Raw genomic sequence first — 14,594 nt, 5'->3', positions numbered from 1 at the left:
TTGTCCGGCATGCTTACGCCCACACGGGTGGAGGAGCTGAATGGACGCGGAGACGGAAGCCGGCGAGCGGTTCGTGTTACCGGCGAGTGTGGACAGTCCGGCCAAGTCGGACGAGCCGCGCGGTGTGGGCAAATGGTTGCTGCACCACCAGGTCGCGCCGATCGGGCGAGCGACGGAGGAAGGGCACGGGAAACCACAGTCGTGGTGGAAGGTCATGTGCCTGACCGGTGTGGACTATTTCTCCACATTGTCCTATTTGCCCGCGATTGCCGCACTCGCGGCCGGCGCGCTTTCTCCGCTCGCCACTTTGCTGATCGTGGCGCTCACGTTGTTCGGCATGCTGCCCATGTACCGGCGGGTGGCACGCGAGTCGCCGCACGGGCAGGGTTCCGTCGCGATGCTCGAGAACCTGCTGCCGTTCTGGCGCGGCAAGATCTTCGTGCTGGTGCTGCTCGGGTTCGTGGCCACCTCGTGGATCATCACGATCACGCTGTCGGCCGCGGACGCGTCGGTGCACATGGTCGAGAACCCCGCGTTCCCCAGCTTCCTGCACGGCCACGAGGTACTGATCACGACCGTCCTGCTGCTGATCCTGGGCGGGGTGTTCCTGCTCGGGTTCTCCGAGGCCATCGGCGTCGCGATCCCGCTCGTCGCGATCTTCCTCGTCCTCAACGCGGTGATCGTGGGTGTCGGCGTGGTCGACGTGCTGGGTGAGCCGGACGCCGTGTCGCGGTGGGTCGACCGGCTCACCGAGAACGGCGGCGGCTTCCTCGACATCGCCGGGCCGGCCGTGCTCGCGTTCCCGCTGCTGGTGCTGGGTCTGTCCGGGTTCGAGACGGGCGTGTCCATGATGCCGCTCATCAAGGCCGACGGGGCGACCGAGGAAGCGCGGATGGAGTCGAAGGTCCGCAACACCGGCAAGCTGCTCGCCACGGCCGCGCTGGTCATGTCGGTGTACCTGATCGCGACGAGCTTCATCACGACCGTGCTCATCCCGGCGGAGGCGTTCGAGGAGGGCGGCGAGGCCAACGGACGTGCGCTCGCCTACCTGGCGCACGAGCACCTCGGCCAGGCGTTCGGCACGGTCTACGACATCTCCAGCATCCTGATCCTGTGGTTCGCTGGCGCCTCCGCGATGGCCGGGCTGATCAACATCGTGCCGCGCTACCTGCCGGCGTACGGCATGGCGCCGGAGTGGGGCCGCGCGGTGCGGCCGGTCGTGATCGTGTACACGGTGATCAGCATCGGCATCACGTTCGCGTTCGGCGCGGACGTCAACGCGCAGGCCGGCGCGTACGCGACCGGGATCCTCGCGATGATGGTGTCCGGCGCGGTCGCGGTGACGATCTCCGCCTTCCGCAAGGGGCAGCACAGGGCCGGCGCCGCGTTCACCGTGCTCACCCTGATCCTGCTGTACGCGCTGGGCGCCAACGTCGTCGAGAAGCCCGACGGCATCGCGATCTCGGCGGCGTTCATCGCGGGCATCGTCGTCGTGTCGCTGATCTCCCGTGTCACCCGCACCACCGAGCTCCGCGTGGAACGCATCGAGTTCGACGAGACCGCCCGCCAGTTCATCACCGACAGCATCGAGCACGACGGCCGCATCGACCTGCTGGCGAACAAGCGGCAGGCAGGCGACGAGACGGAGTACGCGGCGAAGGAGAGCGAACAGCGCGGCATGAACCCGCTGCCGGGCACCGCGGACGTGCTGTTCCTGGAGATCGACGTGGTGGACCCGTCGGAGTTCAGCGACGTGCTGGAGGTCCGTGGCGTCACCGTCGGCCGGCACCGCGTCCTGCGTGCCGAGGCCCCGGCGGCCCCGAACGCCATCGCGGCGATCCTCCTCGCACTGCGGGACGCCACGAACGTGCGTCCGCGCTGCCACTTCGAGTGGTCGGAAGGCAACCCGCTCGGCCACCTGTTCCGCTACCTGATCCTCGGCCAGGGCGACACACCCCCGGTGGTCCGGGAGATCATCCGCCAGCACGAACCGAACCCGACCAAGCGCCCGGGCGTCCACGTAGGCGGCTGAAGCGACGGAAGCCTGTGCCGGCCCGCCCAGCATCGGGCCGGCACAGGCGGGTCACTCGACGACCGCGGTCAGTTCCAGGCCACCGACGTTCCTACCCTGCGTGTCGGTCTGGATCACGCTGACCGGGTACTGGTCGCCGCTGCCGCCCGCCGCGGCGGTGACCCACAAGCCCAGGTTCACGTCGAGCTGGTCATCCGGGTACAGCAGCAGGTTCTGGATGACCGCCCGCCGCGGATCGCGGATCTCCACCTGGGTCCCGCCGGCAGGCCGTACTCCCACCCCCGGCTGACCGACCTGCTGCCAGCGCGTGGTGAGAGTCGGGCCGAGGTCGAGGACGAGCCGGCCGACGGACGTGCGGTCCGGCCGTGCCAGCACGAGGTGGAACAGCCCCGGGCCGGGTTCCGGGTTGCGGATCCGGACCTTCGACCAGAGCCAGAGGTCGAACCTGAACCTGACCAGGTTGACGTTCTTCCACGCCAGGTTGTTGTGGAACGTCATCGGGCCCTGGACGGGCGAGTCCCACCGCGCCAGCAGGCAGAAGTGGCCGGGCGCCGGCACGTTCTCCCACAGCACGTCCATGACGCGGCCACCGCTCGGCACGGTGACGTTGCCGATCACCTTGATGGTTTCCCAGTCGTTCCACCACTTCGCCGCCGTGCCCTGTTCGGTGTAGAACAGCTGCAGGTCACCGGTGATCGGATCCGGGCCGTTGTTCCTCAGCCGCACCCGCAGGAGGCTGGTGCCGCCGATGACCAGGTACGGCACCTGGATGTCCGGGCCGTTCCAGGGGTTCGGCCAGGTGTCCACGCCGTTGTCCGTCGGCCAGCCCGGCCCGCCGGGGGCGGCGACGAGCAGGGTCCCGACGAGCGCGACGACGAGCGCCGGGAAGCGCGTTTCTCGGCTCACGAGCGGAATCCCCTTTCTCGCTGGGGAGGTGTCCCCTTCGAGGTTGACCCGGTGCGGTTGTGAATTGGTTGTCGCGAAGGCGGTTCCGGCGCGGCGCACCGGCGTTACGCTCTGGTCACAGGGAAGGAGCCGGGGGTGACCGAGCTACGCGTCCTGGGGGCCGTCGACGCCGTCGGCCCCGGTGGCCGAGCCGCCCTGCACGGCAACCGGCAGCGCGCGATCCTCGGCGTGCTGGCCCTGCACGTGGGCACCGTGCTGCCCGTCCCCCGGCTCATCGACGCACTGTGGGGCGAGGATCCGCCACGCACGGCCGTCCGGACACTGCACAGTCACGTGGCACGGATCAGGCAAGCCCTTGCCGCGTGCGGGTTCCCTCCCGTCCTGGTCACGAAGGACGCAGGCTACGCACTGGCCACCCCGCCGGCCGCGGTCGACTCACACCGGTTCGAGCAGCAGGTGAACGCGGCCCGGCTCGATCTCTCGGTCGGGGAACCGGAACGCGCCAGGGCCACGCTGCGGTCGGCTCTCGGGCTGTGGCGCGGAGAGGCGTTCGCGGACGTCTCCCTCGCCGGGTGGATGGTGCGTGAGGTCGAGCGGCTGCACGAGCTGCGTCTGTCGGCCATGGCTGACCTGTGGGACGCAGAGCTGCGGCTGGGCAACCACGACCACGCCGTGCGGGAGCTGCCGCGCCTGCTGGCCGCCCAGCCGACCAGGGAACCGTTGGTGGGCCTGTACATGAGGGCGCTGTACCGGTGCGGCCGCCACGTCGACGCACTCACCGCGTTCCAGGAGCTGCGTGAGCGGCTGGCCGGCGAGCTCGGCGTCGACCCCAGCCCGGAGCTGGTCGCCCTGCACACGTCGATCCTGCGCCGTGAGGGCGATCTCGAGCCCGTTTCCGGTGCCCCGGCTCAGCTTCCGGCCAGAGTGGGGCACTTCACCGGACGTGCCGCACAGCTCGAGGGGCTGGACCGCGTGCTCTCCGACCGGCCGGTCGTGGTGATCACCGGCGCCGCCGGCATGGGCAAGACCTCGCTCGCCGTCCACTGGGCACACCGGATCGCCGGCCGGTTCCCGGACGGCGCCCTGTTCCTCGACCTGCGCGGGCACGACCCGGAACGCGGGATGCCGGCCGCCGAGGCGCTCGCCCACCTGCTGCGTGGGCTGGAGGTGCCGGACGACCGGATGCCCGGCGAGGTGGACGAGCGGGCCGCGTTGTACCGGTCGCTGCTGCGTGGCAGGCGCTGCCTGATCCTCGCCGACAACGCGGGCACGCTGGCCGACGTGCTGCCGCTGGTGCCCGGCGCCGGCGGCAGCCTGCTCGTGGTCACCAGCCGGAAATCCCTTACCGCACTCGGCATCCACCACGCCGTGCACACCGAGGTGCTGAACCCGCTCGGGCACGCAGAGTCGCTGTCACTGCTGTCCCGGGTGCTCGGTGTGGCGCGCGTCGAGCGCGAGCACGGCCCGTCCGCCCGGTTGGCCCGCCTGTGCGGTGGCATGCCGCTGGCGTTGCGGATCGCGGCGGCCCGGCTGGCCACCGAACCGGCTGGCTCGATCGCCGAGGCGGCGGCGAACCTGGCCGCCGGCAACAGGTTGGACCACCTCGCGGTCGACGGCGACGCCCGCACCGTGCGGACCGTGCTGGCGAGTGCCTACCTGCCGCTCGGCGCGACGCAGACCCGCATGTTCAACCGGCTGGGGCTGGTTCCCGGCGCCACGTTCAGCACGTGGCTCTGCTCGGCCATGTGCGGCCTGCCCGTGTCGGAAGGGCGTCCGGCCATCGCCGAGCTGGCGGAGGCGCACCTGGTCACCGGGGCCGGTCCGGACCGGTTCCGGTTCCATGACCTGATCCGGGACTTCGCCAGGCAGTGCGGGCGTACCGACGAGCCGAGGGCCGGCCAGGTGGAGGCGGGTGAGCGGCTCGTCGACTGGTACCTGTTCGTGGCCGCGGCGGCGAACGAGGTCATCGACCCGAGCCGGGACCGGGTGCGTCCGACACCGCGGCACGCCGCGCCGGAGGTCCCGTTCGCCCGCGACCGGCAGGCGGCGGTCGCGTTCCTCGCCGAGGAGCGGGACAACCTGTTGCCGGTGGTGCGCTACGCGCGGGAGAACGGCTGGCCCACCGCCGCCTGGCAGCTCACCTACCTGCTGACCAGCTTCTACGACACGACCGGGCACTGGCACGAGCGGGTGGAGCTGTGCCGGCACGGCACGGCCGCGGCCAGCGCGCTCGGTGACCCGCTGGCCATGGCGGAGATGCTGCGTGCGCTCGGCGTCGCGTACTTCATGACCAGACGACTGAGCGACGCCGTGGACACCAACCTGAAGGCGTTGCGCGCGGTGCGGGAGGCGGGCGACCTGGCCGGTGAGGGCCACGTGTACAACAACCTCGCGAACGCCCACGCCCAGTCGCGCCAGTTCGACGAGGCGCTCGCCGCGCACAAGCTGGCGGTCGAGCGGTGCACCTCGGCCGGCAACGACCTCGGACTCGCGCTGTCACAACGAAACCTCGGCTACACCTATGTCCAGATGGGACGCGCGGAGGAGAGCTTCGAGCCGCTGACCGCCGCGCTGGCCGCGTTCCGGGTGCTCGGTGTGGACCGGTTGACGGCCGGCACGCTGTACAGCCTCGGCGAGGCGTACCTCCAGCTCGGCCGGCACGACGTCGCACTCGCGCACTTCGACGACGCGGTCGCCGCGAGCAGGGACTGCGGCGACCGGATCATCGAGTGGGAGTCCCTGCTGCACGCCGGCCGCGTGCACCTCGCCTCCGGTGATTCCGCCGCCGCGGTCGCGCGGTTCGAACGAGCGCTCGACATCGCCGGGGACGCCGGCGACCGGCACGGCGAGGCGTGCGCGCTCGCCCGGCTCGGACGCGCGCACCTGCTGGCCGGCGACCTCGACGCGGCTCGGGCGTGCCTGGAGCGGGGCATGCGGGTCCGGGCCCGAGTCCCGGACCCGTACGAGGAAGCCCACCTGCACCGCGACCTCGGCGACCTCGAGGCGCGCTGCGACCGCCCGGCCGACGCGTCGCACCACCGGAGCCTGGCCATGGAGCTCTACCGGCGGGCCAACGCATCGGCCGAGGCAGAGGAGCTCGCTAACCTCGCCTGATCATTAATTCCGCGGTGAGCACCGGGTCGCCGCCGTAGCGGATCTGAACCAGCGCACGTTCCTCGAGCAGCGGGGAACCCGCCAGGAGTTGGACGGGAACCGCGCCGCCGGTCGCCCCTGCCGCGATGGTGGCGCGGTTCCCTAGTACAGGGACGAAGCCGCGTGGCGGCCCGTCCACCGGGAGCACGTCGTACATGAACGTCATCGGTGTGGGTGCCACCATCGGCCGAGGTGGGTTGAAGCGCAGGTCGACGACGGTGAGCGGGAGCCGGCAGCCTTCGTCGGCCGCGTAGCTGGTGCCGGGTAGGTAGCAGATGTGGTTCGGCTTGAAGTCGAACCCGGGACAGATCCCGCCCGCCATGCACCGGGGCGGGACCGCTTCGGCGGCCGGTGCCACCAACGTGAGCAGGACTGCGATGGCGATCAGTAGTTTGATGGTTGCCCTCATGCCCGTCTGACTACCGAAGGCCGCCTGTGGATCGGTTGTGGCCCAGGTCGGAGGCCCTGACCTTGACTTCCGTGGTGGACCGTGGCTGCATGGACCGGTGATCGCCGAGACGGAGCCGCGGGTGACCGATGACTCGGTGACGTTCCAGCTCTCGGACGCCGACTCGGCGCTCGACGGGACCCGGCTGCTGCCGGCACTGTCCCTACCGGACACAACGCTCGACTTCACCCTGGACGAGGGCATGTGGCGGCTCACGCTGCCCAGGCCACCCGTGCACCGCATGGAGTACCGCTTCCAGCTGCGGCACCGGGCCGGTGACCTCGAGGAGATCTGCGACCCCGCCAACCCGCGCCGCGCACCCGGGGCGTTCGGCGACAAGTCGGTCATCGAGTTCCCCGGTTACGCCGCCCCGGCCTGGCTCACGGCGGCGACCGAACCCGGCGAGACCGCGGACCTGACGATCCACGCGCCATTGTTCGGCCGTGACATCGCCGTCCGGCTCTGGTCCCCGGCGCCGCCGGACGAGCCGCTCCCCCTGCTCATGGCGCACGACGGACCCGAGTACGACCGGCTCGCGAACCTGACCACCTACGCCGCCGCCATGATCGCGAGGGGGGACCTGCCGCCGTTCCGGCTCGCGTTGCTGGCGCCCGGTGACCGTGACGACGAGTACGCGGCCAACCCGCGGTACGCCGCGACGCTGCACCAGCGGGTCGTGCCGGCGCTGCGGCAGGCGGTCAACGTGCGGGACCCCATCGCCGGGATGGGCGCGAGCCTCGGCGGGCTGGCCATGCTGCACGCCCAGCGGGCGCTCCCCGGCCTGTTCGGCGCGTTGTTCCTGCAGTCGGCGTCGTTCCTGACCGTCGACCTCGATCCGCAGGAGCAGCACCGGTTCAGCCGGTTCGGGCAGGTCAGCGTGTACGTGGCGGACGTGTTGCGCACGGTGCCGTACGAGCCGGTGCCCGTCACCATGACCTGCGGTCTCGCGGAGGAGAACCTCGCCAACAACCGGCAGATGGCCGTCACGCTCGCCAAGCAGGGCTACCGCGCCCAGCTGGTCGAGGTGCCGGACGCGCACAACTACGTCGGCTGGCGCGACGCCTTCGACCCCGCCCTGACCGCCCTGCTGCGGGACACCTGGACGTCATGATGCGCCGCGACCAGTACGACCTCGGCGGCGGCACCGTGATCGCCTACGGCCACTATGGCCGGCCGTTCCTCGTGTTCCCGTCCGAGCAGGGCCGGGCGTGGGACTTCGAGTCCAACGGCATGATCGACGCGGTCCGCCCGCTCATCGACGACGGCCGGGTGAAGCTGTACTGCGTCGACTCGTTCGACGCCGAGTCATGGTCGAACCGGTCGCTCCCGCTCGAGGAACGCGCGCACCGGCACGGCGTGTACGAGTCGTGGATCCTCAACGACGTCGTCGCCTCCATCCACGGCGACTGCGGCGGTCCCGTCGAGATCGCGACCGTCGGGGCGTCACTCGGCGCGTTCCACGCGGTGCTGTTCGCGTTGCGCCGCGCCGACCTGTTCCCGCTCGCCATCGGCATGTCCGGCAACTACGACCCGGCCACCTGGCACGGCTGGGGCGACCGCGGCGACGCGGCGTACTTCACCAACCCGGTCGACTTCGTACCGAACCTGCACGGCGACCACCTCGACTGGCTGCGCGAGCGGCTGTCGGTGCTGCTCGTCGTCGGGCAGGGACAGTGGGAGGACACGACCGGCGCGCTGGACTCCACCCGAGGATTCGCGAACCTGTTGCGGGACAAAGGTTTGCGCTGCGAGCTGGACGTGTGGGGGCACGACGTGCCGCATGACTGGCCGTCGTGGCGGGTACAACTGGCTCATCACCTACCCCGGTTCTGTTAGGAGGATTGCGTGGACCGCACCGAACATCTGCTCGGCCTCCTGTTGGGCACCGAGGAGGACTGGCCGAGGGCGTTCGAGGAACTGGTACGCCGGCTCGGCCCCGTGGACCATGCCGGCACCGAGCATTCGCTGCGCACCGAACGGATCACCATCGAGCCGTTCGACCTGCGCGCGAAACCGCGGTACCACCTGGTGATCGACCGGCTCGCGTACTGGTACTACGTGCCGCGCGAGTGGCTCAAGAAGGTCGCGCTCATGGACGACGTGTACCTGCTGAACAGCCCGTTCACGTTCCAGTCCATGGAGAAGCACGCGGCGTACTGCGCGATGATCCGGCTCGGGCTGAAGGTGCCGGAGACGTGGCTGGTGCCGTACAAGAACCCGGTCGACAACGCCAGGTACGCGTACACGGCGGCCAAGTACAACCGACCGTTCGACCTGGACGAGATCGCCGAGCGGATCGGCTACCCGCTCTACATGAAACCGTACGACGGCGGCGCGTGGCGGGGCGTGTCCCGCATCCGCGGCCCGAAGCCGTTGCACCAGGCCTACGACCAGTCCGGCGAGATGCTGATGCACCTGCAGGCCTCGGTCGAGGGCTACGACGTGTTCGCCCGGTCGCTGACGATCGGTCCGGACAGCATGGTGATGAAGTTCCAGCCGGACGAGCCGATGCACAGCCGGTACGCGGTGGACCACGCGTTCCTGTCCCCGTCCGCCGGGGACGAGGTGCTGACGATCTCCCGGCTGATCAACGCGTTCTTCCGGTGGGAGTTCAACTCCTGCGAGAGCCTGGTCGTCGGCGACGCGGTGCACCCGATCGACTACGCCAACGCGTGCCCGGACATCTCGATCACCTCGCTGCACTACTACTTCCCGTGGGCGATCTCGGCCCTGCTGAAGTGGTCGGTGTTCTGCGCGGTGACCGGGCGGCGGCCACGCCTGGACCTGGACACCCGCACCTACTTCGAGGTCGCCGACTCCGATCGCACCTACTCCGAGAAGCTCGTCGAGTACCGGCGCCTCGCCGACGAGTACTTCGAAACCGAGCGCTACCAGGAGTTCTGCGCGACGTCACTGTCGGGAGTCGACGATCTGGTGCGGGACTGGGTGACCTCGCCCGCGTTCGACGAGCTGCTCGTGTCGACGGTCCGTTCGACCTATCCCACGTTCGAGCACGACAAGTTCGTGGCCCACTTCCGCGGGCTGCTCGGGTTGTGGGTGAAGGAAAACGCGTGAGGTTCGGAGTGCTGGGGCCGTTGGCCGTCTGGACCGACCATGGCGAGCCGGTGGCCGTCCCCGGACGGAAGGTGCGTGCCCTGCTGGCCGACCTGATCGTCCACGAAGGACGTGCGGTGTCGGTGGACCGGCTGGTCGAGGACCTCTGGGGTGACACGCCGCCCGCCGATCCAACGGCCGCACTGCACGTGCGGGTGTCCCAGCTGCGCCGGGCGCTGGCGGAAGGCCGTGACCTTGTGGTGTCGCAGCCGCCGGGATACGCGCTGGGCACCGACGACGTGGACACGACCCGGTTCGCGGCTCTGGTCGAACGCGCACAGGCGGCCGGTGACCCACGCACGCGGGCCGGCCTGCTGACCGAGGCTCTGACGCTGTGGCGCGGCCCCGCGCTGGCCGACTTCGCCGACGAGGAGTTCGCCAGCACGTTCGCGACGCGGTGGGAAGAACTGCGACTGTCCACACTGGAAGCGTACGCCGAGGCAAGGCTGGCGCTTGGCGAACACCGGGAGCTGGTCGGCGAGCTTGGTGAGCAGGTGACCAGCCACCCGTACCGGGAACGGCTGCGTGCGGCGCACATGCGTGCCCTCCACCGTTCCGGTAGGACTGGCGAGGCACTGGACAGCTTCGGCGAGCTACGCACCCAACTCGCGGACGAGCTGGGCCTGGATCCCAGCCAGGAGCTGACCGCGTTGCACCAGGCCATCCTGGCCGGCGACCCGGCAGAGGACGCGCCGACACCGCGCCCTGTCCGGCACACCACGAACCTGCCGGCGCCGGTGACCGAGCTGATCGGCCGGGAACACGCGGTCACGCGGGTGGGGGAACTGCTGGCGGCGGGGCGGCTGGTCACGCTCACGGGGCCGGGCGGGGTCGGCAAGACGAGCGTGGCCCTGGCTGCCGGCCGAGCGTCGACGAGCACGTACCCGGACGGTGCGTGGCTGGTTGACCTGACGACGTGGGACGGCACGGGCGACCCGGCGGAGCTTGTCCTGTCGGCACTGTCCGTTCCGGACAACTCCGATCTGGCCGCCGCGCTGCGGGAACGCAGGATGCTGCTGGTGCTGGACAACTGCGAGCACGTGATCGAGCCGGTGGCGGAACTGGTCGGCACGCTGCTCCGGGCCGCACCGGACCTGCGGGTGCTGGCCACGAGCCGTGAACCGCTTCGCCTGCGCGGTGAGGTCCGCTTCGACGTGCCGCCACTGGACATCCCGGACACCGACGACCCTTCCCGGCTGGCCAACTCCCCCGCGGTGCGGCTGTTCCTGGAGCGGGCGGGATTGTCAGCGGTCGGAGCCACTGAGCCCGCTCAGCACCGAGCGGAGGCGAGGCAGTTCGACACTGTCACGGGCATCGCCGAGGTGTGCCGGCGGCTGGACGGCATCCCGTTGGCGTTGGAGCTGGCCGCGGGCCGGGTGCCCGCGCTTGGCGTGGCCGAGCTGGCGACCCGGCTGCGGGTGCCGCACGACCGGTTCGGGCTGCTGGGCACCGGTCCGCGCGACGCACCGGCCCGGCAGCGCACGCTGACCGCGGTGATCGACTGGAGCTGGCAGCTGCTCACCGAGTCCGAGCGGGCCGTGCTGCGCCGGCTGGCCGTGCATTCCGGCGGGTCGACGCTGGCCGCGGCCGAGACGGTGTGCGCCGGCGACGGGATCGACGTGCTGGACGTGCTCGCCGGGTTGGTGGATCGCTCACTGGTGGTGCGGGACGCCAGCTCCCGGTTCCGGCTGCTGGAGTCGGTGGCCGCGTTCAGTGCCGACCGCCTGCGCGAGGCCGGCGAGGAAACGGCGCTGCGGCAGCGACACGCGGACTACTACCTTTCGCTGGCCGAGCAGGCCGAGCCGCTGTTGCGCGGACCCGACCAGCGGGAGTGGCTGCGCCGCCTGGACGCGGACGCGGCGAACCTGCGGGCGGCGTTCGACACGTTCAGCCGTGCCGGCGCGGCGGAGCAGGCGCTGCGGCTGGCTGTCGCACTGGTGTGGTACTGGTTCCTGCGTGGCCGGCTCAGCGAGGCGTCACGGACGCTGACCGCGGCGCTGGCCGTGACGGGCGAGGCTCCGCCCACGATCCGCGCCAGCGCCGAGGTCTGGTCCGCCGGCCTGGCGATCCGGCTGGGACAGGCCGGTCCGGAACGGGTGGCGGAGGCGCTGCGGTGGTACGACAAGGTCGCCGACCCGGTCGGGTTGGCCAGGGCACAGTGGTTCCTGGCCGCGTCGACGATCGACTTCGGCGACGAGAAGGCCACCGGCGACCTGCTGGCGCGGGCACTGGAGACGTTCGAGTCGGCCGGTGACCGCTGGGGCGAGGCGGCGGTGCTCAGCACCAGGGCGATGCTGGCGCACATGCGTTTCGACGTGGCCGCACTGGAACACGACGCCCGGCGCGGCGCGGAGCTGTTCAGCGCGGTGGGTGACGACTGGGGTGTGCTGCAGGCCGAGGACTGGCTGATCGGCCTGGCGGACATGATCGACGATCCTGCGGAGGCGACCCGGCTGGCCAAGGAAAACCTGCGCACGGCGGAGGATCTGGGCCTGTGGTCCGATGTGGCGGGTCGTCTCGGCTGGCTGGCCTGGGTGTCGTCGCAGGTGGAGGACTACCCGCGGTGCCTGGAGTACGCGGAACAGGCACTACGGCTGGCCTCCGAGCAGGGCCGGTCCGGAGAGGTGTTCACCACGCTCTGCCTGGCCGGCGCGGCACGCAGGCTCGGGCAGCTCGACCGGGCGGACAGCCACCTGCGTTGGCTGCTGGCGACAGCCCGGGAACAGCAGGCCAGCAGCGGCAGCAACCCGCCGTACCTGCCAATCGTGTTGGGGGAGCTGGGTTTGCTGGCCGAACAACGAGGCGACCCGGCGACCGCGCTGTCGTGGCACGGCGAAGGCTTCGAGGTGGCAAGGGACTCCGGCTCCGACCCCGAGATGGGCCAGGCACTGTTGGGAATGGCGGCGGCGTTGGCTCTCGACGGTCGGACGGCGGTGGCGGCGCAGCTGTTCGGGGCCGCGGAGACCGCCCGGCAGACCGGGCGGAGCCTGTCCGCCGCCGACCGCACCGAACTGGCTCGCGTCAAAGCCGTGGTATCGGACGCGGAACCCGATTTCGCCGCCCTGCAGGCCCGCGGCACCGAACTCACTCCGGAGCAGGCCCGGTCCCTGTTGGACTGACCGGCTGCCTCAGGATCGTCTTGAGCTTGGCGGGTGGGGTTCGCCGTGCGTCGCTGAGGTAGATCTCGTGATGATCACCGTTGAAGGTGAGGCCGTTCTCGGGAAGATAGTGGTTGTGAAGGCGGTCCAGGGTCGGGGTTTCGTCGTCGTAGGAGCCAATGTGGAGGATCTGGACGCAGGTCCCTTCGACGAGGGTGATCAGCCTGAGGTCGCCGCGTACCTTCTTCTTCTCGATCGCGGCCTGGACCATGTCCTCGGTGATCCAGTCCGGCTGGCTGATCATCATGGTCCACTCCCAGGTCTCCTTGCGCCGCGCGACGAACACGGTGGGGTCGTCCGCTCGCCACAGTCCCTCCAGCGGGCCGACCACGAAGTCCCGACCGAGGGTGTTCTTGCTGGCGAACTTCAGCGTGTAGGCCACGCCGTACAGGGCTTCGACCGCCTCCGCGTACGCGGGTGACGTGTTCGGATCCCCTCGGCCGTCGACCGCGATGTACCGCATCTCGGGCACGTCGACGACGGTGAACTCCCGCGAGGACGGGGAGTAGAGCTTCTTGTGGCTCTTCTTGATGTCGTACTTCTCCACGGCGGTCTCCTTGGCCAGTGTGGTTTCGGTCCAGCCGATGTCAGCCCGGAGCATCGCCTCGCCGTAGTCGAAGATCGCCGAGGCGGCTGACGGCAGGGGTTCCTGGCTGGCGCGAGCAGTCCGGACCTCCCCGAGTTGGTGCTGGAGCGCGTCCAGGCGCCGGGTCAGCCCGGTCACCACGTCCGCCTCCGGCAGGCCGGGACTGTTGGCCATCCCGATCAGCACACGCGCGTGCACCGGTGTCAGCGTCGTCAGCGCCTCCCGGGTGGCGGCGGCACACAGCTCACGCCCCACCGCCGTGGCACGGAAGGTGGCACGCGACTTCCCGGACGACCTGGCGCCGGTCGCCTCGATCAAGCCGCGCTTGGCCAGCTTGTCGAGCACGTAGTAGATCGAGGAGAACCCGAGCGCCGTCCATGCGCGCACGCCCCGCTCCTCGATGACCCGTTCCAGGTCGTACCCGTGCCGAGGCTGCTCGACGAGCAGCCCGAGCACCGTCAGCTCACCGTCGGTCAGCGCTGAGGACATGCCGCTATTCTAGCGCTAGAATAAAGCGTCAGGCCCGGCCCCCCGCACAAGGGGGACCGGGCCTGAAACGGTCAGGTCACTTCGGCACGTAGATGTGGACGACGATGCCCGAGTCGAAGCGGTTGATGTCGGCCAGCTTGAGATGGGTGGTGTCGAAGCCCGCGCCCTCGAACAGGTGCTTGCCGGCGCCGACGATGACCGGGTAGTACCAGAAGTGGAACTCGTCGACCAGGCCGTGTTCGACCAGGGTGCGGTCCAACTCGCCGGTGCCCCACTTCAGGATGTTGCCGCCCGGCTCCGCCTTCAGCTTCGCGACCTCCTCGGCCACGTCGCCCTGGAGGAGGACCGAGTTGTTCCACGTCACCTCGGTGAGGGTCCGGGACGCGACGTACTTCCTCCCGTTGTTGAACACGTCGGCCTCCGGACCCTCGCGGCTCGACCACGCCTCCGCGAAGCCCTCGTAGGTCAGGCGACCCATCAGCGCGGCGTCCGAGCCGGCCATCAGGCCCCCGACGTAGCCGTTGTGGTCCGCGTCCCAGTACGGCTGGCCCCAGTGCTGGGGCTCCGCCCGCGACGCGGTGGATGGGCGGGTGTCGTCGATGACGCCATCCAGCGAGACGAACGTCGACTCGATGAGCTTGCGCATTTCCTGCTCCTTCGTGCTGGTCACCTTGTTGGCACCAGCTTCTCGGAGACGCCTTACGGTTT

At 70.3% G+C, this 14,594-nt stretch carries 10 protein-coding genes; 6 read left to right on the top strand and 4 right to left on the bottom strand.

The window, feature by feature from the left end:
• The first annotated feature begins 40 nt into the window (after window positions 1-40).
• Window positions 41-2,032: an APC family permease gene (locus tag VF106_RS46790; protein ID WP_330846566.1), complete on the top strand. Its 1,992-nt coding sequence runs from the start codon at window positions 41-43 to the stop codon at window positions 2,030-2,032.
• Between the two features lie 51 nt (window positions 2,033-2,083).
• Here VF106_RS46790 and VF106_RS46785 read toward each other — a convergent pair whose 3' ends face one another.
• A complete protein-coding gene (locus VF106_RS46785) occupies window positions 2,084-2,938 on the bottom strand; it encodes a hypothetical protein (RefSeq protein WP_330846565.1) in 855 nt (284 codons plus the stop codon).
• A gap of 135 nt (window positions 2,939-3,073) precedes the next feature.
• On the opposite strand from VF106_RS46785, the gene VF106_RS46780 reads away from it, so the two are divergent.
• The gene (locus VF106_RS46780; protein ID WP_330846564.1) at window positions 3,074-6,052 is read left to right on the top strand and encodes an AfsR/SARP family transcriptional regulator; all 2,979 of its coding nucleotides are present in this window, start codon (window positions 3,074-3,076) and stop codon (window positions 6,050-6,052) included.
• On the opposite strand, the gene VF106_RS46775 is transcribed toward VF106_RS46780, so the two are convergent.
• A complete protein-coding gene (locus VF106_RS46775; protein WP_330846563.1) occupies window positions 6,039-6,500 on the bottom strand; it encodes a hypothetical protein in 462 nt (153 codons plus the stop codon). The genes VF106_RS46780 and VF106_RS46775 overlap by 14 nt on opposite strands.
• A gap of 121 nt (window positions 6,501-6,621) precedes the next feature.
• On the opposite strand from VF106_RS46775, the gene VF106_RS46770 reads away from it, so the two are divergent.
• The 4 genes from VF106_RS46770 to VF106_RS46755 are packed head-to-tail and all read left to right on the top strand — an operon-like array spanning window position 6,622 to window position 12,772.
• Window positions 6,622-7,650, top strand: a complete 1,029-nt coding sequence (locus VF106_RS46770) for an alpha/beta hydrolase (protein ID WP_330846562.1) — start codon at window positions 6,622-6,624, stop codon at window positions 7,648-7,650.
• Window positions 7,647-8,375: an esterase family protein gene (locus VF106_RS46765; RefSeq protein WP_330846561.1), complete on the top strand. Its 729-nt coding sequence runs from the start codon at window positions 7,647-7,649 to the stop codon at window positions 8,373-8,375. The genes VF106_RS46770 and VF106_RS46765 overlap by 4 nt, the downstream gene beginning before the upstream one ends.
• 9 nt (window positions 8,376-8,384) lie before the next feature.
• A complete protein-coding gene (locus VF106_RS46760) occupies window positions 8,385-9,614 on the top strand; it encodes an ATP-grasp domain-containing protein (RefSeq protein ID WP_330846559.1) in 1,230 nt (409 codons plus the stop codon).
• Window positions 9,611-12,772, top strand: coding sequence for an AfsR/SARP family transcriptional regulator (locus VF106_RS46755; protein WP_330846558.1), 3,162 nt, complete (start codon window positions 9,611-9,613; stop codon window positions 12,770-12,772). Before VF106_RS46760 ends, VF106_RS46755 begins: the two co-directional genes overlap by 4 nt.
• On the opposite strand, the gene VF106_RS46750 is transcribed toward VF106_RS46755, so the two are convergent.
• Window positions 12,738-13,886 (bottom strand): GyrI-like domain-containing protein, encoded by a 1,149-nt coding sequence (locus tag VF106_RS46750; protein ID WP_330846557.1) that lies wholly within the window; start codon window positions 13,884-13,886, stop codon window positions 12,738-12,740. The two genes, VF106_RS46755 and VF106_RS46750, sit on opposite strands and share 35 nt — an antisense overlap.
• Before the next feature lie 76 nt (window positions 13,887-13,962).
• On the bottom strand, window positions 13,963-14,556 hold the full coding sequence (locus tag VF106_RS46745; RefSeq protein ID WP_330846556.1) for a dihydrofolate reductase family protein: 594 nt from the start codon (window positions 14,554-14,556) through the stop codon (window positions 13,963-13,965).
• Window positions 14,557-14,594 lie beyond the last annotated feature (38 nt).

The sequence above is a fragment of the Actinophytocola sp. genome (assembly GCF_036378875.1).
Taxonomy (GTDB): Bacteria; Actinomycetota; Actinomycetes; order Mycobacteriales; family Pseudonocardiaceae; genus Actinophytocola.
The sequence above is the reverse complement of the archived record's forward strand: the minus strand, read 5'-3'. Positions and strand labels throughout refer to the sequence as shown.